We start from the raw sequence: 26,618 nt of genomic DNA on the forward strand, positions 1-26,618 counted from the left end.
GTGATACTGCGCCGCCTACCTCTTCTTCCACCCGCCGCGATGACCCGGCGCGCCGCCGCTGGAGCGCGGGGTGGGCCCGAACTCCGGCCCCGACTGCCGTGAATCCGTCGGCTGGATGATCCGGCTCTCGCCGCCGAACGGTTTTGACGGCAGCGCGCGGTTCTCGCGGTAGGGCAGCGACTCCGGGCCGTGCATCTCGTCGAGATGCGGCTTGTGCACCTTCGAGCCGCTGCCGCCGCCGCTGGCTTTCAGCGCCGAGCTCACGGTCTTCTTCTTCATGGCGCTGACGGGCAGGTTGGCGGCATCGCCGTATTTCTTCGTACCCGCGTAGGCGCCGGCCTTGCCCTGCACGGTGCGTTGTTTTGCGGTGGGGTCGTCGACGACCGCGAGCTCGGTGGCGCGCAGGCGCTTGACTTCGTCGCGCAGGCGCGCGGCTTCCTCGAAGTTCAGATCGGCGGCGGCCTCGCGCATCCGGGTTTCGAGATCGGCCAGCACGGCTTCGAAATTGTGGCCGATCGAGATGACGTCGTCGGTCATGTCGTGGCCGCCGACCTCGACCAGCACGTGGTCGCGCTCGTAGACGGAGTTGAGGATGTCGCCGATGTGCTTCTTCACGCTCTCCGGCGTGATGCCGTGCTCCGTGTTGTACTCGACCTGCTTTTCGCGACGGCGGTTGGTCTCGGCGATGGCGCGCTCCATCGAGCCCGTCATCTGGTCGGCGTAGAGGATCACCTTGCCGTCGACGTTGCGCGCGGCGCGGCCGATGGTCTGGATCAGCGAGGTCTCGCTGCGCAGAAAGCCTTCCTTGTCGGCGTCCAGAATCGCGACCAGCGCGCATTCGGGAATGTCGAGGCCTTCGCGCAGGAGGTTGATGCCGACCAGCGCGTCGAACGCGCCGAGCCGCAAATCGCGGATGATCTCGATGCGCTCGATGGTGTCGATATCGCTGTGCATGTAGCGCACGCGAATGCCCTGCTCATGCAGATATTCGGTGAGGTCCTCTGCCATGCGCTTTGTGAGCACCGTGATGAGCGAGCGATAGCCGGCCTGCGCGGTCGCGCGCACCTCGCCGACGAGATCGTCCACCTGGGTGCGGGCGGGGCGGATGTTGACGGGCGGATCGATCAGCCCGGTCGGGCGGATGACCTGCTCGACGAACACGCCGCCGCTTTCGTTCAGCTCCCAGCCGCCTGGCGTCGCCGACACAGCGACCGTCTGCGGCCGCATCATGTCCCACTCCTCGAAGCGCAGCGGGCGATTGTCCATGCACGACGGCAAGCGGAAGCCGTATTCGGCCAGCGTCGCCTTGCGGCGGAAGTCGCCGCGAAACATGCCGCCGATCTGCGGCACGGTGACGTGGCTCTCGTCGGCGAACACCAGCGCGTTGTCGGGGACATACTCGAACAGCGTCGGCGGCGGCTCGCCGGGCAGGCGCCCGGTGAGATAGCGCGAATAGTTCTCGATGCCGGCGCAGCTCCCCGTCGCCTCCATCATCTCGAGGTCGAAGGTGGTGCGCTGCTCCAGCCGCTGCGCCTCCAGCAGGCGTCCCTGGTCGTGCAGCTGGTCGAGCCGCATCTTCAATTCTGATTTGATCGACTTGATCGCCTGCACCAGCGTCGGGCGCGGCGTCACATAGTGCGAGTTGGCGTACATCTTGATGAATTCGAGCTCGTCCTGCTTGTAGCCGGTGAGCGGATCGAATTCCTCGATGGTCTCGATGGTGTCGCCGAACAGGTTCACGCGCCAGGCCCGGTCCTCATAGTGCGCCGGGAAGATGTCGATGACGTCGCCTCTGACCCGGAACGTGCCGCGGGTGAAATCGGCCTGGGTGCGCTTGTACTGGAGCGCGACGAGGTCGGCGATGAGCTGGCGCTGGTCGATGCGCTCGCCCTTCTTCAGCGCGAAGGTCATCGCGGTGTAGGTCTCGACCGAGCCGATACCGTAGATGCAGGACACCGACGCGACGATGATGACGTCGTCGCGTTCGAGCAGCGCGCGCGTCGCCGAATGGCGCATGCGGTCGATCTGCTCGTTGATGGAGGAATCCTTCTCGATATAGGTGTCCGTGCGCGGGACGTAGGCTTCCGGCTGGTAGTAGTCGTAATACGAGACGAAGTATTCGACCGCATTGTCCGGGAAGAAGCTCTTGAACTCGCCATAGAGCTGGGCGGCCAGCGTCTTGTTCGGCGCCAGGATGATCGCGGGGCGCTGCGTCGCCTCGATCACCTTGGCCATGGTGTAGGTCTTGCCGGAACCGGTGACGCCGAGCAGCACCTGCGAGCGGTCGTTGCGCTGGATGCCCTCGACCAGCTCGGCGATCGCGGTCGGCTGGTCGCCGCGCGGCTCGTAGGCCGACTTGATCTCGAAGCGCACGCCGCCTTCGGACTTTTCCGGGCGCGGCGGCCGATGCGGGGTCCACACCTTCGTGGAGCCGTCGTCCTTGCGGAACTCCGGTCGGCCCTCGCGGATCAGCGATTCCAGCGCGTCTGCGGTGGCCTTGACGCCGAGCGCTTCCATCTTGGTGCGCGGCGGGCGCGCCAGCGCCTCGGCGTCGTCCTCCTCGGTAGGCAGACCAAGCTGCCGTGCCAGTTCCGGATCGAGCGTCGGGATCGTGGCCGCGGTGCCGTAATTGGCCTGCGGCGCCTCGTCCAGTCCCGCCGGGCGGTCACTGGAGAAGTCCTTCGGCGTCGAGGCCCGCGCGCGATGCGCGGCGGCCTCGCCCCCGGCGCGACGGTCGCGCGAATTGTCCGGCGGCGGCTGGAGGCCGGTGCCCGATCCAAGCCCGGCATCGCCACGGTTGATGGCGGGATTGAGCAGCTCGGCCAGCGCCGGCCCGATCGGCTGCACGTCAGGGCGATGCGCCTTCGAGTTCGGGGCCTTGGACTTGGGGGATTTGCCGGATTTTTCGGAGGATGCAGGTTTCTTCGCCATGAGGCGAATATGGGACGAGTCCGCCCCTCAGGAAAGGGCGAATGCCCGTCCGTGCTCAGGCTGCTGACAGCAGGTTGGCAGCAGCCGCAGGATCACGCCACCGGCGGCGGGCCCTCGTCGTCACCGGCCGCCCGCTGCGGCTTGAGGATGTCGAGGTGGATCCCGCCGCAACCGGTGCAGCGCATGGTCCAGTACTCGCATCCGGCGCGGCCGCCGATCACGCGGACCACCGTGAGATCGTTGCCGCATTCGGGACAATTCGACAGGACGGTGCGGTCGTAGATCCGAGGCCGTGTTGCGTCGTCGAATTCGATGACTGACATGACCGGTTCCCCTTTTGCGTGCTGTCCCTGACCGATCATTCGTCGTCGCTGTCGTCCGCCCGCCGGCGGAAGCGATCGATATGGTGCTTGGCGTCGGCGATCGCCGCGTCGCGATCGGGCCAGGCGAAGCCGACTTCCATGGCCGGAAACAGCACGCCGTCGATGGCAACCGGGCTGAAATCGGCGCGCCGGATGCGGGCGTGCCACAGTCCCTTGCCAGCTTCGAAGGATTCGATGTCAAAGCCGTCGTAAATGGTCGTCATTGGTAGTCCCCAGAGTGTCTAGTTCGAGTCTCTTGCTCGAGTGCCTTGTTGGAGGGTCAGGGGACCACGTTTGCGGATTTCAGGATGTGAAGCCGTTCACAAGGGACGGGGTTTTTTGCCGGCGGAACCGCTGAGTGTCAGTTCCGCGTGGTGGTGCGGCCGGTCCGCCTCACCGGGCGGGCGGCAGGTTCCGACGCCGCGCGCATGATCCAGCGGCGGAACGCGGCGAAATCGCGCTGCTCGGTCTGGAAGCTACGATAGACCAGATACCAGCGCATGCCCTTGGGCACCGAGAGGTCGAACGGCGCCACCAGGCGTCCGGCGGCGAGATCGTCGTCGATATAGGGCCGGATGCCCATGGCGATGCCGAGCCCGTCGGCGGCGGCCTGGAGCGCCTGGCCGTAGAACTGGAACTCCGGCCCGCGCGCATTGATCCGGGCGAGGTTGGCGGCCTTCAGCCAGATCGGCCAGTCCTCGGCTGAATGCGCGACGCGGATCAGGCTGGGTCCCCTGAGATCGGCCGGCCGCTTCAATGAGGCGGCGAGACGGGGCACGCAGACCGGCGTGAGATCGCCGGCGAACAGCGGCTCGGCGACGAGCCCGGGCCAGTCGCCGGTGCCGAGCTTGATGCCGCAGCTCCAGTCCTCGCCGAACGGCACCGATGCGCCGCCAGTGGTGAAGCGCACCTCGATGTCGGGCTCCTCGTTGCGAAACTCCGACAGGCGCGGGATCAGCCAGCGCATCGCAAAGGTGTGGCCGACGCCGATGGTGAGAACGCGGACGCTGGAGGGCGCCGTCACCTGCGCGGTCAGGCTGGCCAGCGCATCGAAGATCGGCGTCAGCCCGCTCTGATAGGCGCGGCCCGCCTGCGTCAGCACCAGCCTGTTGGCCTTGCGCTCGAACAGCGCGACGCCGAGCCGCTCTTCGAGCAGATGCACCATGCGGCTGACGGCGGCCGCCGACACGTTGAGCTCGACGCCCGCCGCAGCAAAGCTGCCGGTCCGCGCCGCCGCCTCGAATGCCTTGATGCCGTTGAGAAACAGCAGCCGCCGCAATTGACCGACCCTCAGGAAAGCTGATGCCAGGGCAAGATAACTCAGTTTGCGAAGTCAGGGCAAGCGAGGCACGTTCCCCTTCGCCTCTCCCCGCCGTCCCTCACTCGCTACAGGAGACCCCACGTGACGCCCACGATGATCGCTGCCCTTGGATTGCTGATGGTCGCCACCGCGTTCCTGTCGGGACTGTTCGGCATGGCGGGCGGGCTGATCCTGATCGGCGTGCTGCTGGCCTTGATGCCGCTGCCGACCGCGATGGTGCTGCATGCGATCACGCAGATGGCCTCGAACGGCTGGCGCGCTTTCCTGTGGCGCGCGCATATCCGCTGGCGGCCGGTCGCGAACTATATGGTCGGCGCTGCCATCGCGCTCGCGGCCTGGTCGCTGACCCGCTACGTGCCTGATAAGCCGACGGCGCTGCTGCTGCTCGGCATCACCCCGTTCATGGCGCGGTTGCTGCCGACGAACATCAAACCGGACCCTGACAGGCTCTGGCAGGGCACCGTCTATGGCACGATCTGCATGGGCTTGATGCTGATGACCGGCGTGTCGGGCCCGCTGCTCGATACCTTCTTCCTCGGCGGCGATTTCGGCCGGCGTGAGAAGGTGGCGACGAAGGCGATGTGCCAGCTCGTCAGCCACTTCACCAAGCTGATCTATTTCGGCGGCATCATCGACCAGGCGGCGAGCCTCGATCCCGTGCTCGCCGGCGTCGCGATCGCAGCTTCGATGCTCGGCACCACGCTGGCGCGGCGCATCCTCGAAGCCATGACCGACCAGCAATTCATCGCCTGGTCGAACAAGCTGATCACCACCATCGCCTGCTACTACGTCGCCTATGGCGGCTGGCTCCTGGTTCGGACCCCGGTACTGGCGGCCTTCGACAAGGGAGGTTTGCAATGAGCGAGACCGCCGATCCGCTGGTGCTGGACTTCGTCGAATGGGTCGCGCGCGAGCCGCGCGCCTATGCCGAGGTGATTTCGACCTGGAAGACGTCGTGCCCGCGCCTCACCATCTGGGAAGACGCCGCCGACCGCGGCTACGTCGCGCGCGAGACGGTTGCCGGCCTCGGGCTGGTCATCGCAGTGACGGAGGACGGCGAAAGGTTTTTGCGAACTAACGGGCGGTGAGCCAAGCGCAGCTGTCATCATCCGCGAAGGCGGATGATCCAGTAAACACCGGCAGCAATGTATCTCACGACCGCGGCGGCGTACTGGATGCCCCGCCTTCGCGGGCATGACAACGGAATTTGGTATGCGCATCTCTCTCCACATCGTCATTGCGAGCGCCAGCGAAGCAATCCAGAATGTCTCCGCGGCGGCAGTCTGGATTGCTTCGCTGCGCTCGCAATGACGGAGCACCAGCCATGTCGCTCAAACTGTTCGAACTCGTCGGCACCGACGCCTCGCGTCCCTTCAGCCCGTATTGCTGGCGCACGCGAATGGCGTTGGCGCACAAGGGCCTGGCGGCGGAATCGCTGCCCTGGCGCTTCACCGAGAAGAGCGCGATCGCGCCGCACGGCTCGGAGAAGGTCCCGGTGCTCCTGCACGACGACAAGCCCGTCGTCGATTCCTGGGCGATCGCGAACTATCTCGAAGACACCTTTCCGGATCGCCCGTCGCTGTTCGGCGGCGAGGGCGGCCGCGCCATGGCGCGCATGATCAACGCCTTCGGCGACATCGCCATCGTCGGCGGCATCTTTCCGCTGATCATCGCCGACATCCCGAAGAATCTCGCCGACGCCGATGCCGCCTATTTCCGCAGGTCGCGCGAGGCGCGGTTCGGTGGCAAGACGCTGGAAGAGATCATGGCCAGCCGCGATGCCGGCGTGGTCGCCTTCCGCAAATCGCTCGAAGTGATGCGGCAGACGTTCAAGACGCAAGCCTATCTTGGCGGCAATGCGCCGAACTACGCCGACTACATCGTGTTCGGCGGTTTTCAATGGGCGCGGGTGGTGAGCCCGTTCAAGCTGCTGGAGGCGGACGATCCGGTCTATGCGTGGCGCGAGAAGCTGCTCGATGCGTTCGACGGCATGGCGCGGACATCGCCGGGGCACGCGGTGTAGCAGATCGGAGGGCGGGCTCGGCCGAAGGCGCGAGCCCGACTTGCGTCAGAACTTGTAGGCGATGCCGAAGCGGCCAATGTCGCTGCGCAGCTTGGTCGAGACGTTGAAGGTCGCGGTAGGCGTGTTGCCGGTTGTGACCAGGCCGGAGGTGGAGACCGAGCCGAGGTCAACGTGCAGGTATTCCCCGCTCACCACCCAATGTGGCGTGATCGCATAGTCGATGCCGGCGCCGACAGTCCAGCCGACCCGGGTCTGGCTGACCGCGGCCGTCTCGAATTCCGAGCCGAATCCGAGCGGCGAGAAGCCCACATAGCTGTTCGAATATTTGACGTCGCCGATGGCGACACCGCCGGTAGCGTAGAAGAGCGCCTTGTCGACCGCATAACCGATGCGGGGGCGAATGGTCGCGAGCCAGTTGGTCGAGACGGTGGTTGTGAACGCCGCGGTGCCAACGGGGAAGGTCAGGAACGGACTGCCGGCCGTCGCGACCGTCTTGTCGAAGTGGCGCCACGAAATGTCGCCTTCGACGCCGGCGACGAAACTGCCCCATTGCCGATTGTAACCGGCCTTGCCGCCGACGATTGCACTGGTTCCCGATAGGCCCGGCGAACCGATGGCGTTCAGTCCGGGAATGTCGGCGGGGAAGTAGAGCGCAACCGGCCCGTTGACAGCGCTGAGACTCGGATCGGCTTTGTTCCAGCTCGCGCCGGCGCTTCCGCCGACGTAAAATCCCGTCCAGCTGAACGGCGCGACCGCCGGCAAGGCCTTGTAGGCCTGGGCCTGCATGTCGGCTGCCACCGCCGCGGAGACGGACGCCATTCCCCCGATGGCCGCGAAGAGCGCGAGTCGTGAGAAGCAAATTCGTGACATGGAAGCCCCTGACCGATGAAATCTCAGGTAGTTCAATAGCAGGGGGCCGGTCGATGGGCTGTCCCTGAAATGTCACGCCGGTGCTCAGCAACGGCGTCGAGACTGACATGATCAGGCCCGTGACGACATCGGGCAGGAAATATCCGATAGCGCGGAAGCCGCTCGGGGCTGCGGTGTAGCTGCTGCGCACACTCTCTCCGTAACGTCGTCCCGGCCTGGTGCGCAATTGCGCACCAGGCCGGGACGACACCGAAAGTGTAGCGCGTGCTCGCGTCTCACCGACGATGTTGCGGCCTACTTTGCCGCGCTCGCTGCCGCCTCCCGCAGACAGTCCCGGCACAGACAATCCTCGCCCTTGACCGGCATCGGCAGTCGCGCGGTTTCCTCCGCGCACCAGCAGGTGCCCGAGAGATCGCAGCCGAACTCGGTGCCGCAGCGGGAACAGGCGAGGCGGCGCGGTTCCTGCGTTGAGGATTCTTTCGGAATTGTCATGATTTGCGCAAAAGGTGTCTCGTCATTTTCATGTCGGGTTCATCTCCCGCTGCGGTATATTATCCGCCGCGCACAGACCAGGAAAGCGGTTGGCAATCCGCGAAGGACAAATCGATGGCCCGCGATTCGCAAGCCGCCCTCGTTGCGCTCAACCGGTTCGGCTTCGGCGCCCGCGGCGGGGCATCCGGCGATCTCATCAACGCGGCCTCGGATCCGCGCGGATTCGTCAAGGCGGAGCTGAGCCGACCCAACGGCGTGCTGCTGGAGGCGCCAGGGCTGCAATCCACGCCGCAGCTCGGGCAAGCCGTGTTCGCCTATCAGGACCAGGTCAAGCAGGCGCGCGAGGCCGCCGCCAAAGCCGGCGCGCCGACTGAGGCGCCGCCGCCGCAAGCGCCGTCCGATCAAAAGCCCGGACTGCGCCGCAATCTCTCGCTGAACGCCGCGGCGACGGAAATCGCCGGCCAGATGGCCGAGGCCAAGCCGACTGACAGCAAGCCGGCCGACACTATGGCGAAGCCCGACACCATGCAGCCGAACATGGCCGCACCGCCGGCCGCCAAGCCCGCGCCACAGCCGCTCAACGTGATCCAGAAAACCTTTCGTACCGAGGCGCTGGCGCGCTTGCAGCGTGCGACGCTGGTCGAATGCGGCTTCACCGAGCGGCTGGTCGTGTTCTGGTCCAACCATTTCTGCATCTCCGCGAGCAAGGGCGAGCTGGCGCGGATCTGGGCCGGCGCGTTCGAGCGCGAGGCGATCCGGCCGCACGTGCTCGGACGTTTCGCCGACATGCTCAAGGCGGTCGAGCAGCATCCGGCCATGCTGTTCTTCCTCGACAACCAGCAATCGCTCGGGCCGGACTCGCGCGCGGGGCAAAACCGCAAGCGCGGGCTGAACGAAAATCTCGCGCGCGAGATCATGGAGCTGCATACGCTCGGCGTTGGCGGCGGCTACACGCAGGAGGACGTCACCTCGCTCGCGCGCATCATCACGGGCTGGACCTTTGCCGGAAGGCAAGGCGGGCTCGGCACACCCGGCTCCTTCGCCTTCAACGTCAATGCGCACCAGCCCGGGCCGCAAGTGCTGCTCGGCAGGACCTACGAGCCGACGGGGCTGGCTCAGGGCGAGGCGGCGCTCGCCGACATCGCCCGGCATCCGTCGACCGCGAATTTCATCGCGACCAAGCTCGTCCGTCATTTGGTCGCCGACGATCCGCCTCAGGCATTGGTCGCGCGCCTGCGCGACGTCTTCGCCAAGACCGACGGCGATCTCAAGGCGATGGCGACGGCGCTGGTCGATTCCGACGAGGCCTGGAAGGCGCCGCTGACCAAGATGCGCTCACCTTACGACTTCGTGGTCGCGAGCGGCCGGCTGCTCGCACGCGTGCCGGAGGATCCCGGCGGCTATCTCAACAATCTCAACCTGCTCGGTCAACCGCTGTGGTCGCCGGCCGGTCCCAACGGTTTCCCGGACACCACCGCCGCATGGGCGGCGCCCGAAGGCATGAAGCTGCGGCTCGACATCGCCGCGCAGATGGGCGCGCGGCTCGGCAACAATATCGACCCGCTCGACCTCTTGGAATTCGCAGCAGCAGACGCGGCCTCCATCGAAACGCGGCGAACCATCGAGCGCGCGGAATCGCGCCAGCAGGCGCTGGCGCTGCTGCTGATGTCGCCGGAAATGCAGAGGAGATGATGATGATCGACTGCGTCGAGAACCGCCTCCTCACCTCGCGCCGCGGCCTCCTGCTCGGCGGCGCCTCGTTCGCGGCCTGGGCCTATTTGCCGAAATTCGCGCGCGCGGCCGACGGTCGCGATCCCAGGCTGATCGTCGTGATCCTGCGCGGCGCGCTCGACGGGCTCTCGACCGTCGCGCCGGTCGGTGATCCCGATTATGCCGGCCTGCACGGATCGATCGCGCTCGCGTCGGATGGCGCGCATCCCGCGATCATGCTCGATTCCTTCTTCGCGCTGCATCCGGCGATGCCGGAGTTTGCGCGGATGTATCGCGACAAGCACGCCGCGGTGATCCACGCGGTGGCGACGCCCTATCGCGACCGCTCGCATTTCGACGGCCAGGACGTGCTCGAAAGCGGCTATGCCGGTCCGGGCCGGGTGCAGTCGGGCTGGCTCAACCGCGCGTTGGAAGCGCTGCCGCGCGGCGAGCGCGTCTCGAGCGGTCTTGCGGTGGGACCGACCACGCCGCTGGTGCTGCGCGGCAACGCGCCGACCGTCGGCTGGGCGCCGGTTGCGCTGCCGCAGGCCGACGACGACACCGCGATGCGCCTCGTCGATCTCTACCGTCACCGCGATCCCGCGCTGGCGATGGCGCTGTCGCAGGGCCTCCAGCTCGACAAGGTCGCGAGCGGCGACGACATGAAGCCGAAGGGCGGCAATCAGGTCGCGCAGATGCGCCAGGTCGCGCGCGGCGCGGCAAAGCTGATGGCCGCCGACGACGGCCCGCGCATTGCCGCGCTCGCCTTCGACGGCTGGGATACGCATGCCAATGAAGGCGGCCCGGTCGGCCGCCTCGCCTTCCTGCTCGGCGGGCTCGACGGCGCGCTCGCCGAATTCGAGAGCGGCCTCGGCGAGCGCTGGCGCGACACCGTCGTCGTCGTCGCAACCGAGTTCGGCCGCACCGCGCGCATCAACGGCACCGACGGCACCGATCACGGCACCGCCACCGTCGCGCTGCTCGCCGGCGGCGCGGTGAAGGGCGGCCGCGTCATCTCCGACTGGCCCGGCCTCAAGCTCGCCAACCTCTATGAGGCCCGCGACCTCAAGCCGACCACGGATCTGCGCTCCGTGATCAAGGGCGTTCTGCAAGGCCAGTTCGGTCTGTCGGACCGTGTGCTGGCGGAGACGGTGTTTCCGGACAGCGCAAGCGCAAGGCCGATGAAGGGGCTGGTGGCCTAATCCACAAACGCCGTCATTCCGGGGCGCGCCCCTTGGCGCGAGCCCGGAATCCATACTCCCGATCGGGGTTATGGATTCCGGGCCCGCGCCTTGCGGCGCGTCGGGGAATGACGACATGATGAGCCGAACATCAGGAGACCATCCATGTACATCGCCATGAATCGCTTCCGCGTCGCCAAGGGCTCCGAGGCCGCCTTCGAGCAGGTGTGGCTCTCGCGCGACACGCATCTGGACAAGGTGCCGGGCTTCGTCGAATTCCATCTGCTGCGCGGGCCCGAACTCGAGGACCACACCCTGTACGCCTCGCACACCGTGTGGGCGAACCACGCGGCGTTCGAGGCGTGGACCAAGTCGGAGGCGTTTCGTGCCGCGCATCACAAGGCCGGGGACAACAAGCCGCTTTATCTCGGCCATCCGCAATTCGAAGGCTTCGAGGTGATGCAGACGGTCGGGCGCGGCGCCAAATAGCGCCGCGCTTCAGACGTCAGCCCAGCGTGATCTTGTCGATCTCGGCAAGATCATCAGTGCTGAGCTTCCAGGCGATCGCCTTGACGTTCTCCTCGATCTGCTCGACGCGGGTGGCACCGGCGATCACGCTGGACACTTGCGGGCGTCCGGCGAGCCAGGAGAAGGCGAGCTCGAGCATGCTGTGCCCGCGCGCCTTGGCGAAGGCCTGGAGCTTCTCGACGATGTCCTCGTTGCGCGGCGTGACGTAGCGGTCGCGCAGCCGCGGCACCTTGCCGAAGCGGGTGTCATCAGGCGCGCTCTCGCCCTTCCGGTATTTGCCGGTCAGAAGTCCGCTTGCGAGCGGGAAGAACGGCAACAGGCCGAGCCTGTATTCCTGCGCGGCCGGCAGCAGATCCTTCTCGATGTCGCGCACCACCAGGGAATATTCGTCCTGGCAGGAGACGAAGCGGCTGACATTCGTCGCGCGTGCGACGTACTCCGCCTCGGCGACCCGCCAGGCCGGAAAGTTCGAATTGCCGATGTAGCGGACCTTGCCCTGCCGGACGAGATCGTCGAGCGCGCGCAAGCTCTCCTCGATCGGCGTCAGCGGGTCATAGTCGTGCTGCTGGTAGAGATCGATGTAGTCGGTCTTCAGCCGCTTCAGGCTCGCTTCCACCGCGTTCATGATGTAGCGGCGCGAGGCGCCCTGCTTGGTTCCGTCCTCCGCCATCGGCTTGGAATATTTCGTCGCCAGCACGATGTCCTTTCGGCGATCGCCCAGGACGGTGCCGAGCACGTTTTCCGAGCCGCCCATGTTCGAATAGATGTCGGCGGTGTCGAGCAGCGTGATGCCGAGGTCGAGCGCGCGATGGACCACCTTGCGCGAGGTCTCGAGGTCGGTGCGCTGGCCGAAATTGTTGCAGCCGAGCCCGACCGCGGAAACGCGAAGGCCGGAGGCGCCGAGATTGCGAATTTCCATGGGAGGTCCTGTCAGATGAGCAGCAGCGCATTGTGACCGCGGTGCACCGCGCCAGCAAGCTGCCCGCCGCGCTGCTGCCATGCCGGCAGAGCGGACAAAAAAGTGCGGCCCCTGTCAGACGCGGCGACTGACGGGGACCGCTTTGGGGCGCTTGATCGGTGACGGGGGGCCTGATCAGACGCAGGTGGAGCCTAGTCCCGCTATGTAACGCACAGGTGACATCGGGAGTTATCCACAGGCTGCGCGCTAGAATTAAAACAGCTTGCGATAGACGATGAAGCCGGACCGCTCCGCGACCTTGTCGTACAGGCGCTGCGCCGTGACGTTGGTCTCGTGCGTCTGCCAGTAGACGCGTGGCGATCCCGCCAGTTTCGCCCGCTCGTATACGCCGTGGATCAGCGCCGAGGCGACGCCCTTGCCGCGCGCGGCCTCCAGCGTGAACAGGTCCTGCAAATAGCAGGACGGCTCGATCGCGGTGGTGCTGCGATGGAACAGGTAGTGCGTCAGCCCGAGCAGTCGGCCGTCGCTTTCGGCGACCAGCGCATGCACGGGTTCATAGGCGTCGAAGAAGCGCTGCCACGTCATCCGCGTGATCTCGGGCGCGAGCGCGGTCGGACCCGAACGGCCGTAGAAGGCGTTGTAGCCGTCCCACAGAGGCAGCCATTGATCGTAGTCCTGCTTGGTGACGGAGCGAACGGTGAGCGACATCTGGAAATTCCGCGATCGATGAAGTGCCCTTCATACGTGATGAAGGGCGCGTCGATCAATCGCGCTGTGACGCTATTCGGCGACGCGCAGGTATCGGATCAGCCTGCGGCCCGTGGGATCGCGCAGCGCGCGGTAGTAGTCGGCGCGCGAGGGCGCATCGGTGTGGCGTACGAGGTCGGTCACCGGGGTGTAGCTCAGCATGCGCCCGCCATCGGGCAGCGCGGCGCAGACGAAGCGCAGCACCTCGCCACTGCGCAAGGCGATGTTGATTGGCGTGGCATCGCCGATCCGCACCATCTCCATGCGCTGCGCGATGAAGGTGGCGAGCTCGTCCTCCGGCAGCTCGAACGCGCCGGTGTCGCGGCCATGATACATCAGCGCGACGAACGGCGGCTTGCCGTCGGCGATGTCGTCCGGCACAGCAAAATAATCGCGGAACGCACGATTGATGAATTCGGCGCGCGTCTCGGCATCGAGCAGCACGATGCCGATATCGACCTGGTCGAGCGCGGCCGACAGCCGCGCGGCGGTGGCGTGGCTCTGACGCTCGGCGGCAAAGGTGCCGAGCAGCCGCTCGCGCATCAGGCCGGTGATCGCGGCAGTGCCGGCGGTCGTCACTGCGAGGAGGCCGAGCTGGACCAGATCCGCGATCGCAAAGGGCATGGCGCGGTGGAAGAAGAGGAGCAGCGCCGCGCCGGTCACGGCGAGGGCCGCACTGGTGATGGCGGAGGCGAAACCCGACAGCGCGCCGGCAAGCGCAACGATGCAGACCAACAGCGGCGCGGGCGAGGGGACAGAGCGATCGAGCAGGATCGCCAGCAACAGGGTCGCCGCTGTCAGCACCGGACCGCAGATCGCACGCCATCCGAATCGCATGGCCTGTCTCGTTCCTCCCTGAACGAGGTAAGGCGGCGATACTGACTGATCGTTGCGCCGGTGCGGTGCGAATTCGTGCGAAGTGCTTAAGGGCGGCTTGCGGCGGTGCGCAAAGCTTTCGGATGATTTTAGACCAAGTGCGCGTGCCTGACGCGTTGCTGCGACGCGGGCGCATTCAGCGTCGAGGTGCCCGAGCTCTTGCGCATGCCGGTGAAAATCAACAGCGACGCCGCGACCAGGATGGCCGCAGTCAGGGTGATTGCAACGACTACCACAGGTGACTTCATCGACGTCCTGTCGCGATGCCGGTCGGCGCGGGTCACGCGGCGCCCTGAAGGCTGGTCCAGGATGAAACGGGAATCAGACCGGCAGGCCCATCGCCATGGTCGCCTTGGTCGACAGCACCGTCAGGGTGACGATCAGGCACAGCGAGAGCGCGGCGACGGCGAGCGAGGCCGCGACCGCGTTGGTCAGCCGGGAAGACGCAACGGTAGCGGGTTGGCCCTGAAAGCCTGCCGTGCCGGACGCCCGAGTCATGGGTCTAAATCCTTCAACGTGCGAGCGAATCACCCGCGACTTTCCAGAATTTCCCAGTTTCAACCGGCAATATTGCGGCGGCTGCCGCAACGAAAATGGCGGGATTGCGGCAAAGACGACCCTTATGCCCGCTATTCGCCAGGGCGGGGGCGCGCCATCAGGCGCTGGCGGCGATGCTGGCGGGGTCGTCGACGTCGGCCGGCCGCCAGTCCATCGAGACGAAGCCGGGCGCGGCCTCCACGCGCTTCAGCCAGTCCCGGATCGCCGGGAAGGTCGAGAGGTCGAAGTCGCAGCGGTCGGCGAGATGGGTATAGCCGTACAGCGCGATGTCGGCGACCGTGAGCTGGCGCGCGGCAAAATAGGCGTTGGTCTTGAGATGGTTCTCCATCACCTGGAGCGCGCCATAGCCGCGTTCCATCCAGTCCTCCAGCGAATGGGTCTGGAGGTCGCGGCCGCCCTTGACCAGCGACAGCCAGAAATAGGCGGCGCCGATGTTCGGCTCGAGCGCGTGCTGCTCGAAGAACATCCATTGCAGCGCCTCGGCGCGATCGATGCGGTTCTCAGGCGCGAGCGGTGTGCCGACGGCGACGTACCAGAGGATGGCGTTGGACTCGGCGAGATAACGGTCGCCGCCGACATCGAGCAGCGGCACCTGGCCTGACGGGTTCTTGGACAGAAAGTCCGGCGTACGGCTCTCGCCGCGCAGAATGTCCACCTCGACCGCTTCGTAAGGCAAGTTCAGCAGCGCCAGCGCAAGGCGGACCTTGTAGCTGTTGCCGGAGCGTTGCATCGAATAGAGCTTGTACATTCTGGGAGTTCTAAACCGAGGACGGGAAGGCGCGGCGCTTGTTGCCCCGCACCGCGGCTAAACAATGATGCCGATGCGAATCCGCCGCAAGAGCCAGCCAATAGAAAAACTCGAAAACCCTACCGCACTGCAACGCCGCGGAAGATCGTTTCCACGCGACGACGCAAATCAGATCACGCTTGCGTCAACGTGGGCGACGCATTGCGCCGTGCATTCGTGTGAGATCGCTGAGCGATCCAGTCGGGGTAGGGCGTTGACGCCTCCGCAATCGTCATGGCCGGGCTTGACCCGGCCATCCACGCCTTGCCGCGCGGCACGAAGAACGTGGATACCCGGGACATAGGCGAGCGAAAGCGACGCCGTCCTTCGGACGGCTGTGCCCGGGCATGACGACGGTCTGATTTCATGACGGCCAACACGCAAAATTGCTCTGAGGACAGGCCTTGCCGGATATGAGGGATTCGGACGGCAAAGTGACGGAATATTGCGGGAAATCGCGCGTCGAAACGCGGAATCCGTAAACTTTTGCGAGATCGGGCCGAAGTTTCTTGCGGCGCAGCGGCGCACGTTTTAGGGTAGCTCCATTCCCACAATCAGAGTCGTGACGACCCATGGGTTCACGACGCTTGTCAGGAGATGACGATGTCCTTCCTTGCCGCTGCGCTCGACCGTGTGAAGCCGTCCGCGACCATCGCGGTCACGGATAAAGCACGTGCGCTGAAAGCGGCGGGCCGCAACGTCATCGGCCTCGGCGCCGGCGAGCCCGACTTCGACACGCCCGCCAACATCAAGCTGGCGGCGATCCACGCCATCGAGGCCGGCAAGACCAAGTACACCGCGGTCGACGGCATCCCCGAGCTGAAGGAAGCCATCATCGCGAAGTTTCAGCGCGAGAACGGCGTCGTCTACAAGCCGAACCAGATCATCGTCGGCACCGGCGGCAAGCAGGTGCTCTACAACGCGCTGATGGCGACCATCAATCCGGGCGACGAGGTGATCATCCCCGCGCCATACTGGGTCAGCTATCCCGAGATGGTGGCGCTCGCCGGCGGCGAGCCGGTGCCGGTGGTCTGCACCGCGGCGACCGGCTTCAAGCTCGGGGCCGAAGCGCTCGAGCGCGCGATCACGCCGAAGACCAAATGGGTGATCCTGTGCTCGCCGTCGAACCCGACCGGCGCTGCCTACACCCGCGCCGAGCTGAAGGCGCTCACCGATGTGCTGGTCAAGCACCCGCATGTGTGGGTGATGACCGACGACATGTACGAGCACCTCGTCTATGACGACTTCCAGTTCACCACCGTCGCGCAGGTCGAGCCCAGCCTCTACGACCGCACGCTCACCGTGAACGGCGTGTCGAAGGCCTATTGCATGACCGGCTGGCGCATCGGCTATGCCGGCGGCCCGGCCCAGCTCATCAAGGCGATGTCGACCATCCAGTCGCAGTCGACCTCGAACCCGTGTTCGATCGCACAGTGGGCCTCGGTGGAGGCGCTGAACGGTCCGCAGGATTTCATCCCCGCCAACAACAAGGTGTTCAAGGAGCGCCGCGACCTCGTCGTCTCCATGCTCAACCAGGCGAACGGCATCGAGTGCCCGCGCCCCGAAGGCGCGTTCTACGTCTATCCGTCCTGCGCCGGCACGATCGGCAAGAAAGCGCCGTCGGGCAATTTGATCTCCAACGACGAGCAGTTCGTCACCGAGCTGCTGGAGACCGAAGGCGTCGCCGTGGTGCAGGGCTCGGCCTTCGGCCTCGGCCCGGCGTTCCGCATCTCCTACGCGACCAAGACCTCGGACCTCGAAGATGCCTGCAAGCGCATCCAGCGCTTCTGCGGCAATTTGCGCTGAGCCGCTCGCTACAATGATTGAAAAGGCCCGCTTCGCGCGGGCCTTTTTTTATTTGCATTTCGATCGCGCTGAGTCGGATGGACATTTGCCCTGATTGATATCCTGCCATGCCGCTCACCCGGATCGCACCGGACGATGCTTCGCATCGCCGAGGCGATCCGACCTCTCCCCGCCAAAGAGCGGGGAGAGGTTAGGGCGCTTGCGTCGTGAGGGACGCGCCGGTCGCTCGCTCCCTCGCCCCGTTCTTACGGGGAGAGGGTGGGGTGAGGGGCTCTCTCCGCGCGTTCGGTTTCAGACCTGTCCGATCTGGCACCGCCAGGACTCTTGTGGCATAGACCATCGCGCGCCACGGGTAGGGTGTCCGCTCTGCTCGCATCACATTCATCGCCGGAGACATTCATGCGCCGCTCATTCCTCCTCGCCGGGCTCGCCGCCGCCGGCCTCGTTGCCTCCGTCGCAAACGGCGGCGCACAGCAGCAGCGGATGGTGCGGGTCGGCGTGCTCGAATGCCGTGGCGGTGCCAGCGTTGGCTTCATCGTGGGATCGGTGACCAATCTCGGCTGCGTCCTGCGTGCCGACGGTTTGCCGGAGGATCGCTACGTCGCGACTATCCGCAAAGTCGGTCTCGACATCGGCATCACCCAGGAGACCGCGCTTGCCTGGGGCGTGTTCGCGCCGGTGGACCGACTCGGACCGGGCGACCTCTCCGGCACCTATGCGGGCGCGCAAGGCAGTGCGTCGGTAGGCGTCGGCCTCGGCGGCAACGTGCTGGTCGGCGGCTCCAACAATTCGATCGCGCTCCAGCCGCTCAGCGTGCAGGGCCAGGTCGGCCTCAACGTCGCCGCCGGCCTCGAGAGCCTGGAACTCCGCCCCGGCCGCTAACAATTATGCGTGTGATCGCGCCGTTCCACCGGCGCGATCACGACGACGCACCGCAGCGACGTTTGACGCTTGCCAAATCTCGGGGACGGGCAGAGCATCCGCGTTTGCCGACCCAATCATGGGCCGAGCTCCACACCAAGGAGACGGCGAATGGGACAAGACGTCAGAAGTCCCCGAGGTCCACGGTGCATTGCGCTGGTGGGCCCATTCCAAAGCGGTAAAACCACACTTCTTGAAGCGATATTGGCACGAACGGGCGCAATCCCGCGTGCCGGCAGCGTCGATGCCGGAACTTCCGTCGGCGACGCCACGCCCGAGGCCCGTCATCACAAGATGACCGTCGGCCTCACTGCCGCCACCACGAGTTTCATGGGCGACAGCTACACCTTCCTCGACTGTCCCGGTTCCGTCGAATTCGCCCACGACATGCGCGCCGCGTTGCCCGCGGTCGATGCCGCGGTCGTGGTCTGCGAAGCCGACGAGAAGAAGCTGCCCCAGCTTCAGATCATCCTGCGCGAGCTGGAGGAGCTGAAGATTCCGCGTTTCCTGTTCCTCAACAAGATCGATCGCGCCAACAAGCGCATCCGCGAGACGCTCGCAACGCTCCAGCCCGCCTCGCGCGTGCCGCTGGTGCTGCGCCAGATCCCAATCTGGAAGGACGAGTTGATCGAGGGCTTCGTCGATCTCGCGCTGGAGCGCGCCTTCATCTATCGCGAGCACAAGGCCTCCGAGGTGATCGCGCTCGAAGGCGGCGATCTCGACCGCGAGAAGGAGGCGCGCTTCTCGATGCTGGAGAAGCTCGCCGACCACGACGATGCGCTGATGGAGCAGCTGCTGGAGGATATCCAGCCGCCGCGCGATGCCGTGTTCGACGATCTCGCCCGCGAATTGCGCGAAGGGCTGATCTGTCCGGTGCTGCTCGGCGCTGCCGGCCGCGAGAACGGCGTGCTGCGCCTGATGAAGGCGTTGCGCCACGAGGCGCCGGGTGTTGCGGAGACTGCCAAACGTCTCGGCGCCTCCGAGAGCAAGGACGCGCTCGGCTACGTCTTCAAGACGCTGCACTCGCAGCACGGCGGCAAGCTGTCGCTGACGCGGCTGCTCGCCGGCCATCTCGACGACGGTGCCACGCTGCAATCCTCTTCCGGCGGCGCGGGGCGCATCTCCGGCATCCTCGCCGTCAACGGCGCCTACGACACCAAGCGCGCCGCGGCGGAAGCCGGTGACACGGTCGCGCTCGCCAAGGTCGATCCGGTCAAGACCGGCGACATGGTCTCGAGCGGCAAGACCCAGCCGGCAGCGCTTGTCGCCGCAGAACCGACGTCGGCCGTGCTCGCGATCTCGGTTGCGGCCACCGACCGCAAGGACGACGTCAAGCTCGGCCAGGCGCTGATGCGGCTGCATGAGGAGGATCCTTCGCTCATGGTCGTGCAGAACGCAAAGACCCACGACACCGTGCTGTGGGGCCAGGGCGAGATGCATCTGCGCGTCGCCAGCGAACGCCTGCGCGATCGCTTCGGCGTCAAGGTCGCCTCGCATCCGCCCGCGATCGGCTATCAGGAGACCATCCGCAAGCCGATCACCCAGCGCGGCCGTCACAAGAAGCAGTCCGGCGGCCACGGCCAGTTCGGCGATGTCGTGCTCGACATCAAGCCGCTGCCGCGCGGCGACGGCTTCAAATTCACCGAGAAGGTGGTGGGCGGCGCGGTGCCGCGCAACTACATCCCGGCGGTGGAGGAGGGCGTCGTCGACGGGCTCACGCGCGGTCCGCTCGGTTTCCCCGTCACCGACGTGCAGGTGACGCTGACCGACGGCTCCTATCACAGCGTCGATTCCTCCGATCTCGCCTTCCGCACGGCGGCGCGGGTCGGACTCAACGAAGGCCTGCCGCAATGCCAGCCGGTATTGCTGGAGCCGATCCACGTGGTCGAGATCGTCTGCCCGACGGATGCCACCGCCAAGATCAACGCGATCCTGTCGGCGCGGCGCGGCCAGATCCTCGGCTTCGATACCCGCGACGGCTGGAGCGGCTGGGACTGCGTCCGCGCCATGATGCCGGAAGCCGAGATCGGCGAGCTGATCGTCGAGCTGCGCTCGGCCACCGCCGGCGCCGGCAGCTTCACCCGTCAGTTCGACCACATGGCCGAAGTCACGGGCCGCGCCGCCGACCAGATCATCGCCGCGCATCAGCACGCGGCGTGATGTAGTTCGCTCGGTAAGGAGGCCCCCGCTCTCTCACTCCCTCTCCCCGTTCTTATGGGGAGAGGGAGTGAGGGGCTGCGTCCGAGCGCACGGCGAAAGTTGGACTCACGCCGCCTCCTCCTCTTCGTCATTGCGAGCGTGGCGAAGCAATCCAGACTGTCTCCGCGGAGGCGGTCTGGATTGCTTCGTCGCAAGAGCTCCTCGCAATGACGGGGGAGACTGACGGGCAGCCCCTTGCATTCGCCCCTCAATGATGTATTTTACATCATTGTACATGCTCCAGATATCATTTATAAGCTCTGATACGTGAGGCCAAGGTGATCACGTCGTTCCAGATGCGGGCAGCCCGCGCGCTGCTCGGCATCGACCAGAAAACCCTGGCCGAGCTCGCCGGCGTGTCGCTGCCGACCATCCAGCGGATGGAGGCCAGCACGGGCAATGTTCGCGGCGTGGTCGAGACCTTGATCAAGGTGGTCGAGGCGTTCGACCGGGCCGGCGTCGAACTGATCGGCGAGCAGGCGCGCAGCGACAGCGGCGGACGCGGTGTTCGCCTGCGGGAGCCCGGGCCGCCGCGTCGCGTCGGAGCATGATCGAGCGTTGATCGTGCTCGGGATCAGAATGACCTAGCGCATCGTCGCGCACGCGGGGGCGCGGGACGCACGATGCTTCGGAGCATTGTGGGGCATGAGCATCACAAGCGATCACGCAAGCCGGCTGCATCAGCTGCGTCAGCCGACCTTTGCCGAACTGTACCTGCCAAAGCTCGTCACCGTCTGGCGTGAGGGCTATGGCCTCGCGGATTTCCGCGCCGACGTCTTTGCTGGTCTCACAGTTGCGATCGTCGCGCTGCCGCTGTCGATGGCGATCGCGATCGCCTCGGGCGTGACGCCGGACCGCGGCCTCTACACTGCCGTTGTCGGCGGCTTCATCGCGTCGCTGCTCGGCGGCAGCCGGTTCCAGATCGGCGGGCCGGCCGGCGCCTTCATTGTGCTGGTTGCGGCGACCGCGGAGCGGCACGGCGTCGACGGCGTGATCCTCGCCACCATGATGGCCGGCCTGTTCCTGATCGCCGCGGGCCTCCTGCGTATCGGCACCTACATCAAATTCATTCCCTATCCGGTCACGGTCGGCTTCACCGCCGGCATTGCCGTGATCATCTTCGCCAGCCAGCTCCGCGATCTCTCAGGGATCACGCTGGCGGGCAAGGAGCCCAGCGAATTCGTCCCGAAACTCGCCGCGCTGGCCGGAGGCCTGCACACAGTCAACCCGTCGGCGCTTGCCGTCGCAATCGGCAGCATCGTCATCATCGCCGTGTTGCGGCGCTGGCGGCCGTCCTGGCCCGGCATCCTGATCGCGGTCGTGTTTGCTGCGCTCGCGAGCGCTGTGCTGTCGCTGCCGGTCGAGACCATCGGTTCGCGCTTCGGCGGCATCCCGCGCGAACTGCCGTCGCCGGCGCTGCCCGCGTTCTCGCTTGCGAAGGTGCAGGCGGTGCTGCCGGACGCGATCGCCTTCGCGCTGCTGGCCGCGATCGAATCGCTGCTGTCCGCCGTGGTGGCCGACGGCATGACCGGACGCCGGCACCGCTCCAATTGCGAATTGGTCGCGCAAGGCGTCGCCAATGTCGGCTCGGCACTGTTCGGCGGCATCTGCGTCACCGGCCTGATCGCGCGCACCGCGACCAACATCCGCGCCGGCGCGCGGGGGCCGCTCGCGGGCATGCTGCACTCCGTCTTCCTGCTGCTGTTCATGCTGATCGCAGCACCGCTCGCCAGCTACATCCCGCTGGCCGCGCTCGCCGCCGTGCTGGTCGTGGTGGCCTGGACCATGGCGGAGAAGCAGGAGTTCGTGACGCTGCTGCGCTCCTCCTGGGGCGACGCCGTCGTGCTGCTCGCAACCTTCCTGCTCACGATCTTCCGCGACCTGACCGAAGGCATTCTGGTCGGCTTCGCGCTCGGCGCGGTGCTGTTCATCCATCGCATGTCGGAGATGACCGGCATCGAGGAGCGCACGCCGCTGGTGGCCGCCGACCGTCCCGACGACGGCAATGGCGAGCGCGTTCCCTACGATCCCGCGCTTGCGGTCGATCGCGACGTGCTGGTCTATCGCATCACCGGCGCGTTCTTCTTTGGCGCTGCCTCCGCGATCGGAAGCGTGCTCGACGGCATCGCCGACAAGCGCAAGGGTTTCGTGGTCGATTTCGCCGCGGTGCCGTTCCTGGATTCGACGGCGGCCAACGTGCTCGGCCGCGTCGCCGCCAAGGCCCACCGCCAGGGCATCAGGCTGTTCATCACCGGCGCCTCGCCCGCGGTCCGCCGCGCGCTGCTGACCCATGGCGTCACCCCGCCGCGCGCCCGCTATCGCGAGACCATCGAGCGCGCGGTCGCCGACATCAAGGGCGGTGCGGCAAAGCGCGCGGCCGCCCCGGATGGTGCCGCCGCGCACTAGCGGCGCTGGCGCGCTTGACAGAGCCCGCGGGACGCGAAATGGATCGCCTCGGATACGATCCGGGGAGAAGATGACAGTGACCAAGGCTCCCGCAGCCTGTCTGATCGGATGGCCGGCCGCGCATTCGCGCTCGCCGCTGATCCATCATTACTGGCTGCGCACGCTCGGTATCGCCGGCGGCTATGTCATCGAGGCGGTCCCGCCCGACGATCTCCGCGATTTCGTGCTGCGGTTGTCGCTGCGCGGCTTCGTCGGCGCCAACGTCACCATCCCGCACAAGGAGGGCGTGCTGGAGCTGTCGACGCCCGATGCGCGCGCCAAGGCCGTCGGCGCCGCCAACACGCTGTGGTTCGAGGACGGCGAGCTGCACGCGACCAACACCGACGTCGAGGGCTTCATCAACAATCTCGATGCCAGCGCGCCGGGCTGGGACGCGGCCGAGGAGGCGCTGGTGCTCGGGGCCGGCGGCTCTGCGCGCGCGGTCGTGTTCGGCCTGCGCGAGCGCGGCATCAAGCGCATCCATCTCGCCAATCGCACCATCGCGCGGGCCGAGACGCTGGCGAAGGAGTTCGGGCCGAACGTGCAGCCCGTTACGTGGGACGGGATCAACGACGTGCTGCCGCGTGCAAAACTTCTCGTGAACACGACTTCGCTCGGCATGCACGGGCAGCCTTCACTCGATGTTGATGTTGCACGCCTGCCGGAGGGGACCGTCGTCGCCGATCTCGTCTATGTCCCCCTGGTGACGCCGCTGCTCGCCGCAGCAAAGGCACGCGGCCTCAAGACCGCCGACGGGCTCGGCATGCTGCTGCACCAGGCGGTGCGCGGCTTCGAGCTGTGGTTCGGCCGGCGGCCGCGGGTCACGGCCGAGCTGCGCGCATTGGTCGAGGCCGATCTCACAAAGACTTGAAAGAATAGCAGGCGATCTTCGGAGTTCTCTATCCGTGGGGACAATCGGAGACAATCATGCCTGTTCAACGTGCAACTTTCACACGTCCGCTCATCGCCGTCGCGATGGTGGCCGCTTCCACCCTCTATGCCTTCGCGCAGAAGGCGCCGGTGCCGACGCGCGTGCGCGGCACGATCGAGCGCGTCGACGGCGACACCCTGCAGGTCAAGTCGCGCAGCGGCGAGGACGTCAAGCTCCACATCGCATCCGATGTGCGCGTGTCCGGCATCACCAAAATTTCACTCGCCGACATCAAGCCAGGCTCCTTCGTCGGCGCCACCACGGTGCCGGGACCTGACGGCGGCGACAACGCCGTCGAGGTGCATGTGTTTCCGGAGAGCATGCGCGGCACCGGCGAAGGCTCGCGCCCCTATGACCTCAAGCCCAACTCCAGCATGACCAACGCCACGGTCTCGGAGAGCGTGGTCGGCAATGACGGCCATACGCTGCTGGTCAAGTACAAGGACGGCGAGAAGAAGGTGTTCGTCCCCGACAACACGCCGGTGGTGACCTTCGTGCCCGGCGACAAGACCGACCTGAAGGCCGGCGCCAAGGTGATCGCCTTCATGAAGCAGTTGCCGGACGGCTCGTTCGAGACCAACCGCGTCAGCGTCGGGCGCGACGGCCTCACGCCGCCGATGTGATCGTCACGGCCGGGAATAGCGGCGGTCACACGGGGTTGCCGTGTTTGACCGTCGCAACGCCCTGGAGGGGACAATCATGCCGAAGCTGAAAAACTGGATGCCGCGCGCCGTCGTGGCAGCCTTCGCGACCTTTATCGCTGTTTCCTCTGTCTCGGCGCAGCAGGCGCCGACGGTGCGCATCCGCGGCGCCATCGCGAGCGTCGACGGCAACATGCTCGACATCAAGACGCGCGAAGGCAGCGACGTGAGGGTGCGCATGACCGACAACGTCGCGGTCTTCGCCGTGGTGAAGACGGAGCTGTCGGAGATCAAGGAGGGCTCCTATATCGGCGTCACCGCCATGCCCGAGCCCGACGGCACCCAGAGGGCGATCGCCGTGCACATCTTCCCTGAGAACCAGCGCGGCGCGGCCGAAGGTTTCCGTCCCTGGGACGCGCGCGCCAACTCGACCATGACCAACGCGACGGTCTCGCAGACGATCAAGGGCACCGACGGTCAGAACATCACGGTGAAATACAAGGACGGCGAGAAGAAAGTCGTGGTGCCGCCGGACACCCCGATCGTCACCTTCGTCGCCAGCGACAGGTCCGAGATCAAGCCGGGCGCCAGGCTGATCATCTTCGGCGCGGCGAAGAAGGAGGACGGCTCGCTGGAGGCAAACCGCGTCAACGTCGGCAGGGACGGGATTACGCCGCCGATGTGAGGGCGCTGCGCGCAACCGTCGCCACACTTTCCGCCGTCGTCCCGGACAAGCGCGCCCTCAGGCGCGCGCAGATCCGGGACCCATAACCACAGGGAGAAGTTGTTGCGCAAAGCAGGTCACTCCGAGTCCCCGTAACCACGCCTGCCTGTGGTTATGGGTCCCGGCTCAGCGCTCCGCTTCGCTGCACTTGTCCGGGACGACGATGGTGATTGTGGCGCGTTCTTCGCGCCTCAACGCCTCACACCGCAATGATGTGATCGTCGATCTCCTCGATCCTGTTGACGCCGCACAGGCCCATGGTCGTCAGCAGTTCCTTCTGGATGATGTCGATCGCCTTGGCGACGCCGGCCTGGCCGCCGGCGCCCAGGCCATAGGCGTAGGCGCGGCCGATCATGCAGGACTTTGCGCCGAGCGCGAGTGCGCGCATCACGTCCTGGCCGGAGCGGATGCCGCCGTCGAACATGATCTCCATCCTGTCACCGACGGCATCGACGATCTCGGGCAGCACCTCGATCGAGGACGGCGCGCCGTCGAGTTGCCGGCCGCCATGGTTGGAGACCACGATCGCCTGCGCGCCGGTCTTCGCGGCGAGCTCGGCGTCCTCGACGTCGAGAATGCCCTTCAGGATCAGCTTGCCCGGCCAGATGCTGCGGATCCAATCGATGTCGCTCCAGTTCAGCGAGGTGTCGAACTGCGAGTTGATCCAGGTCGACAGCGAGGTGATGTCGTCGCTGACCTTCAGATGACCGGCGAGATTGCCGAAGGTGCGGCGCTTGCCCTGCAGCACACCCGACACCCAGGCCGGCTTGGTGGCGAAATCGATCAGCTTCGAGAGCGACCATTCCGGCGGCACGGTCATGCCGTTCTTGATGTCCTGGTGGCGCTGGCCGATCACCTGGAGATCGACGGTCAGCACCAGCGCCGAGCATTTCGCCGCGATCGCGCGTTCGATCAGCGCCTTGATGAAGCCGCGGTCCTTCATCACGTAGAGCTGGAACCAGAACGGCTTCTCGACGCTGGCGGCGATGTCCTCGATCGAGCAGATCGACATCGTCGACTGCGTGAACGGGATGCCGGCGGCCTGCGCGGCGCGGCAGGCGTGGATCTCGCCGTCGCCATGCTGCATGCCCAGGAGGCCCACGGGCGCGAGCACCAGCGGCATGGTCGAGGGCTCGCCGAGGATCGTCGTCGAGGTGTCGCGCTTGGAGACGTCGACCAGGATGCGCTGGCGGAACTTGATCGCCTGCATGTCCTCGCGGTTGGCGCGCAGCGTCTCCTCGGCATACGAGCCGCGGTCGCAATAGTCGAAGAACGCCTTCGGCACGCGGCGCTGATGCAGCGCGCGAAGATCGTCGATACAGGTGATGTGCTTCATGAACGTGTCCCCGGCCCGTCTCGTATCCGAAAGTCTTGCATCGGAAGATCGAGGGGTCATCTAGCATGGTTGGATGCTCAGCCAAATCGTTTGCGAGGAGGGTGCCATGACGAGGCCGCACGCCGCACCGACACCGGAAGAGATCAAGGAGAAAAAGGACCTCGAGGACGCCCTGGAAGAGGGCCTGGAAGAGACCTTCCCGGGCTCCGATCCCGTCAACGTCACCCAGCCGGCGCCGAGCCGCGCCGACGGCCATGTGAAGCGCTCCAAATAGGGGCGGGTTCCGCCCCGTTCCTAGTTCCCTAACGGG

Annotated in this window: 28 protein-coding genes; 15 read left to right on the forward strand and 13 right to left on the reverse strand. The window is 66.2% G+C overall.

The annotated features are described in order from the left end of the window. Positions 1-15: 15 nt before the first annotated feature. From uvrB to E4K65_RS26000, 4 genes are all read right to left on the reverse strand, one after another. Positions 16-2,931, reverse strand: a complete 2,916-nt coding sequence (gene uvrB, locus E4K65_RS25985) for an excinuclease ABC subunit UvrB (RefSeq protein WP_135176549.1) — start codon at positions 2,929-2,931, stop codon at positions 16-18. A gap of 92 nt (positions 2,932-3,023) precedes the next feature. Next, positions 3,024-3,254, reverse strand: coding sequence for a hypothetical protein (locus E4K65_RS25990; RefSeq protein ID WP_135176550.1), 231 nt, complete (start codon positions 3,252-3,254; stop codon positions 3,024-3,026). Between the two features lie 35 nt (positions 3,255-3,289). Next, complete coding sequence (locus E4K65_RS25995) at positions 3,290-3,517, reverse strand: hypothetical protein (RefSeq protein WP_027548436.1); 228 nt, start codon at positions 3,515-3,517, stop codon at positions 3,290-3,292. Positions 3,518-3,654: 137 nt separating this feature from the next. Next, positions 3,655-4,572 carry a LysR substrate-binding domain-containing protein gene (locus tag E4K65_RS26000; protein WP_135176551.1) on the reverse strand — a complete coding sequence of 306 codons (918 nt, stop codon included), beginning with the start codon at positions 4,570-4,572 and terminating at the stop codon, positions 3,655-3,657. A gap of 123 nt (positions 4,573-4,695) precedes the next feature. Between E4K65_RS26000 and E4K65_RS26005 the strand changes: the two genes are divergently transcribed. The 3 genes from E4K65_RS26005 (at position 4,696) to E4K65_RS26015 (ending at position 6,637) form a co-directional block, all read left to right on the forward strand. Beyond that, positions 4,696-5,475 (forward strand): sulfite exporter TauE/SafE family protein, encoded by a 780-nt coding sequence (locus tag E4K65_RS26005; protein WP_135176552.1) that lies wholly within the window; start codon positions 4,696-4,698, stop codon positions 5,473-5,475. Next, positions 5,472-5,702 (forward strand): hypothetical protein, encoded by a 231-nt coding sequence (locus E4K65_RS26010; RefSeq protein ID WP_135176553.1) that lies wholly within the window; start codon positions 5,472-5,474, stop codon positions 5,700-5,702. Before E4K65_RS26005 ends, E4K65_RS26010 begins: the two co-directional genes overlap by 4 nt. A gap of 236 nt (positions 5,703-5,938) precedes the next feature. Continuing rightward, a complete protein-coding gene (locus tag E4K65_RS26015; protein ID WP_167771147.1) occupies positions 5,939-6,637 on the forward strand; it encodes a glutathione S-transferase family protein in 699 nt (232 codons plus the stop codon). Positions 6,638-6,682: 45 nt separating this feature from the next. On the opposite strand, the gene E4K65_RS26020 is transcribed toward E4K65_RS26015, so the two are convergent. Both E4K65_RS26020 and E4K65_RS48800 read right to left on the reverse strand, forming a co-directional pair. After that, complete coding sequence (locus E4K65_RS26020; protein ID WP_167771148.1) at positions 6,683-7,456, reverse strand: outer membrane protein; 774 nt, start codon at positions 7,454-7,456, stop codon at positions 6,683-6,685. A 345-nt stretch (positions 7,457-7,801) separates the two neighbouring features. Continuing rightward, on the reverse strand, positions 7,802-7,999 hold the full coding sequence (locus E4K65_RS48800; RefSeq protein ID WP_135176556.1) for a cysteine-rich CWC family protein: 198 nt from the start codon (positions 7,997-7,999) through the stop codon (positions 7,802-7,804). Positions 8,000-8,113: 114 nt separating this feature from the next. On the opposite strand from E4K65_RS48800, the gene E4K65_RS26030 reads away from it, so the two are divergent. The 3 genes from E4K65_RS26030 to hmuQ all read left to right on the forward strand — a co-directional run bounded on the left by E4K65_RS26030 (position 8,114) and on the right by hmuQ (position 11,379). Further along, positions 8,114-9,691: a DUF1800 domain-containing protein gene (locus E4K65_RS26030; RefSeq protein ID WP_167771149.1), complete on the forward strand. Its 1,578-nt coding sequence runs from the start codon at positions 8,114-8,116 to the stop codon at positions 9,689-9,691. 2 nt (positions 9,692-9,693) lie between these two features. Continuing rightward, positions 9,694-10,911, forward strand: coding sequence for a DUF1501 domain-containing protein (locus E4K65_RS26035; protein ID WP_167771150.1), 1,218 nt, complete (start codon positions 9,694-9,696; stop codon positions 10,909-10,911). Between the two features lie 144 nt (positions 10,912-11,055). After that, positions 11,056-11,379 carry a heme-degrading protein HmuQ gene (hmuQ, locus tag E4K65_RS26040; protein ID WP_008544592.1) on the forward strand — a complete coding sequence of 108 codons (324 nt, stop codon included), beginning with the start codon at positions 11,056-11,058 and terminating at the stop codon, positions 11,377-11,379. Positions 11,380-11,395: 16 nt separating this feature from the next. Here the strand turns inward: hmuQ and E4K65_RS26045 are convergent, their stop codons facing one another. The 6 genes from E4K65_RS26045 to E4K65_RS26065 all read right to left on the reverse strand — a co-directional run bounded on the left by E4K65_RS26045 (position 11,396) and on the right by E4K65_RS26065 (position 15,266). After that, entirely contained in the window at positions 11,396-12,337 is a 942-nt protein-coding gene (locus E4K65_RS26045; protein ID WP_135176559.1) for an aldo/keto reductase, read from the reverse strand. 252 nt (positions 12,338-12,589) lie between these two features. Next, positions 12,590-13,045, reverse strand: a complete 456-nt coding sequence (locus E4K65_RS26050) for a GNAT family N-acetyltransferase (RefSeq protein WP_027548413.1) — start codon at positions 13,043-13,045, stop codon at positions 12,590-12,592. A 72-nt stretch (positions 13,046-13,117) separates the two neighbouring features. Next, complete coding sequence (locus tag E4K65_RS26055) at positions 13,118-13,921, reverse strand: PAS-domain containing protein (RefSeq protein ID WP_135176560.1); 804 nt, start codon at positions 13,919-13,921, stop codon at positions 13,118-13,120. A 128-nt stretch (positions 13,922-14,049) separates the two neighbouring features. Next, the gene (locus tag E4K65_RS26060; protein ID WP_074077493.1) at positions 14,050-14,244 is read right to left on the reverse strand and encodes a hypothetical protein; all 195 of its coding nucleotides are present in this window, start codon (positions 14,242-14,244) and stop codon (positions 14,050-14,052) included. 37 nt (positions 14,245-14,281) lie between these two features. Next, positions 14,282-14,458 carry a hypothetical protein gene (locus tag E4K65_RS47485; RefSeq protein WP_164937506.1) on the reverse strand — a complete coding sequence of 59 codons (177 nt, stop codon included), beginning with the start codon at positions 14,456-14,458 and terminating at the stop codon, positions 14,282-14,284. A 157-nt stretch (positions 14,459-14,615) separates the two neighbouring features. After that, positions 14,616-15,266, reverse strand: a complete 651-nt coding sequence (locus E4K65_RS26065; RefSeq protein WP_092189885.1) for a glutathione S-transferase family protein — start codon at positions 15,264-15,266, stop codon at positions 14,616-14,618. A 642-nt stretch (positions 15,267-15,908) separates the two neighbouring features. Here E4K65_RS26065 and E4K65_RS26075 point away from each other — a divergent pair. From E4K65_RS26075 to E4K65_RS26110, 8 genes are all read left to right on the forward strand, one after another. Continuing rightward, positions 15,909-17,111 carry a pyridoxal phosphate-dependent aminotransferase gene (locus tag E4K65_RS26075; RefSeq protein ID WP_135176561.1) on the forward strand — a complete coding sequence of 401 codons (1,203 nt, stop codon included), beginning with the start codon at positions 15,909-15,911 and terminating at the stop codon, positions 17,109-17,111. A 399-nt stretch (positions 17,112-17,510) separates the two neighbouring features. Beyond that, a complete protein-coding gene (locus tag E4K65_RS26080; RefSeq protein WP_135176562.1) occupies positions 17,511-17,993 on the forward strand; it encodes a DUF992 domain-containing protein in 483 nt (160 codons plus the stop codon). 150 nt (positions 17,994-18,143) lie between these two features. Beyond that, positions 18,144-20,192, forward strand: coding sequence for an elongation factor G (locus E4K65_RS26085; RefSeq protein WP_135176563.1), 2,049 nt, complete (start codon positions 18,144-18,146; stop codon positions 20,190-20,192). A 317-nt stretch (positions 20,193-20,509) separates the two neighbouring features. Next, positions 20,510-20,782 (forward strand): helix-turn-helix domain-containing protein, encoded by a 273-nt coding sequence (locus E4K65_RS26090; protein ID WP_027547696.1) that lies wholly within the window; start codon positions 20,510-20,512, stop codon positions 20,780-20,782. A gap of 94 nt (positions 20,783-20,876) precedes the next feature. Beyond that, the gene (locus E4K65_RS26095) at positions 20,877-22,637 is read left to right on the forward strand and encodes a SulP family inorganic anion transporter (protein ID WP_135176564.1); all 1,761 of its coding nucleotides are present in this window, start codon (positions 20,877-20,879) and stop codon (positions 22,635-22,637) included. A 70-nt stretch (positions 22,638-22,707) separates the two neighbouring features. Next, positions 22,708-23,547 (forward strand): shikimate dehydrogenase, encoded by an 840-nt coding sequence (locus E4K65_RS26100; RefSeq protein ID WP_135176565.1) that lies wholly within the window; start codon positions 22,708-22,710, stop codon positions 23,545-23,547. A 56-nt stretch (positions 23,548-23,603) separates the two neighbouring features. Further along, positions 23,604-24,230: a hypothetical protein gene (locus E4K65_RS26105; protein WP_135176566.1), complete on the forward strand. Its 627-nt coding sequence runs from the start codon at positions 23,604-23,606 to the stop codon at positions 24,228-24,230. Positions 24,231-24,327: 97 nt separating this feature from the next. Further along, positions 24,328-24,933: a hypothetical protein gene (locus tag E4K65_RS26110; RefSeq protein ID WP_430649042.1), complete on the forward strand. Its 606-nt coding sequence runs from the start codon at positions 24,328-24,330 to the stop codon at positions 24,931-24,933. Between the two features lie 238 nt (positions 24,934-25,171). Here E4K65_RS26110 and E4K65_RS26115 read toward each other — a convergent pair whose 3' ends face one another. Further along, positions 25,172-26,308, reverse strand: a complete 1,137-nt coding sequence (locus E4K65_RS26115; RefSeq protein ID WP_135176568.1) for an alpha-hydroxy acid oxidase — start codon at positions 26,306-26,308, stop codon at positions 25,172-25,174. 106 nt (positions 26,309-26,414) lie between these two features. Between E4K65_RS26115 and E4K65_RS47490 the strand changes: the two genes are divergently transcribed. Then, positions 26,415-26,582, forward strand: coding sequence for a hypothetical protein (locus E4K65_RS47490; protein WP_167771152.1), 168 nt, complete (start codon positions 26,415-26,417; stop codon positions 26,580-26,582). Positions 26,583-26,618: the final 36 nt, after the last annotated feature.

This window comes from Bradyrhizobium niftali, from assembly GCF_004571025.1.
Classification (GTDB): Bacteria; Pseudomonadota; Alphaproteobacteria; order Rhizobiales; family Xanthobacteraceae; genus Bradyrhizobium; species Bradyrhizobium niftali.

Coding starts and splice junctions, on each gene's coding strand:
- uvrB (WP_135176549.1), bottom strand. CDS start 2,931: ATGGCGAAGAAACCTGCATCCTCCGAAAAATCCGGCAAATCCCCCAAG.
- E4K65_RS25990 (WP_135176550.1), bottom strand. CDS start 3,254: ATGTCAGTCATCGAATTCGACGACGCAACACGGCCTCGGATCTACGAC.
- E4K65_RS25995 (WP_027548436.1), bottom strand. CDS start 3,517: ATGACGACCATTTACGACGGCTTTGACATCGAATCCTTCGAAGCTGGC.
- E4K65_RS26010 (WP_135176553.1), top strand. CDS start 5,472: ATGAGCGAGACCGCCGATCCGCTGGTGCTGGACTTCGTCGAATGGGTC.
- E4K65_RS26015 (WP_167771147.1), top strand. CDS start 5,939: ATGTCGCTCAAACTGTTCGAACTCGTCGGCACCGACGCCTCGCGTCCC.
- E4K65_RS26020 (WP_167771148.1), bottom strand. CDS start 7,456: ATGGCGTCCGTCTCCGCGGCGGTGGCAGCCGACATGCAGGCCCAGGCC.
- E4K65_RS48800 (WP_135176556.1), bottom strand. CDS start 7,999: ATGACAATTCCGAAAGAATCCTCAACGCAGGAACCGCGCCGCCTCGCC.
- E4K65_RS26030 (WP_167771149.1), top strand. CDS start 8,114: ATGGCCCGCGATTCGCAAGCCGCCCTCGTTGCGCTCAACCGGTTCGGC.
- E4K65_RS26035 (WP_167771150.1), top strand. CDS start 9,694: ATGATCGACTGCGTCGAGAACCGCCTCCTCACCTCGCGCCGCGGCCTC.
- hmuQ (WP_008544592.1), top strand. CDS start 11,056: ATGTACATCGCCATGAATCGCTTCCGCGTCGCCAAGGGCTCCGAGGCC.
- E4K65_RS26045 (WP_135176559.1), bottom strand. CDS start 12,337: ATGGAAATTCGCAATCTCGGCGCCTCCGGCCTTCGCGTTTCCGCGGTC.
- E4K65_RS26050 (WP_027548413.1), bottom strand. CDS start 13,045: ATGTCGCTCACCGTTCGCTCCGTCACCAAGCAGGACTACGATCAATGG.
- E4K65_RS26055 (WP_135176560.1), bottom strand. CDS start 13,921: ATGCGATTCGGATGGCGTGCGATCTGCGGTCCGGTGCTGACAGCGGCG.
- E4K65_RS47485 (WP_164937506.1), bottom strand. CDS start 14,458: ATGACTCGGGCGTCCGGCACGGCAGGCTTTCAGGGCCAACCCGCTACC.
- E4K65_RS26065 (WP_092189885.1), bottom strand. CDS start 15,266: ATGTACAAGCTCTATTCGATGCAACGCTCCGGCAACAGCTACAAGGTC.
- E4K65_RS26075 (WP_135176561.1), top strand. CDS start 15,909: ATGTCCTTCCTTGCCGCTGCGCTCGACCGTGTGAAGCCGTCCGCGACC.
- E4K65_RS26080 (WP_135176562.1), top strand. CDS start 17,511: ATGCGCCGCTCATTCCTCCTCGCCGGGCTCGCCGCCGCCGGCCTCGTT.
- E4K65_RS26085 (WP_135176563.1), top strand. CDS start 18,144: ATGGGACAAGACGTCAGAAGTCCCCGAGGTCCACGGTGCATTGCGCTG.
- E4K65_RS26095 (WP_135176564.1), top strand. CDS start 20,877: ATGAGCATCACAAGCGATCACGCAAGCCGGCTGCATCAGCTGCGTCAG.
- E4K65_RS26100 (WP_135176565.1), top strand. CDS start 22,708: ATGACAGTGACCAAGGCTCCCGCAGCCTGTCTGATCGGATGGCCGGCC.
- E4K65_RS26105 (WP_135176566.1), top strand. CDS start 23,604: ATGCCTGTTCAACGTGCAACTTTCACACGTCCGCTCATCGCCGTCGCG.
- E4K65_RS26110 (WP_430649042.1), top strand. CDS start 24,328: ATGCCGCGCGCCGTCGTGGCAGCCTTCGCGACCTTTATCGCTGTTTCC.
- E4K65_RS26115 (WP_135176568.1), bottom strand. CDS start 26,308: ATGAAGCACATCACCTGTATCGACGATCTTCGCGCGCTGCATCAGCGC.
- E4K65_RS47490 (WP_167771152.1), top strand. CDS start 26,415: ATGACGAGGCCGCACGCCGCACCGACACCGGAAGAGATCAAGGAGAAA.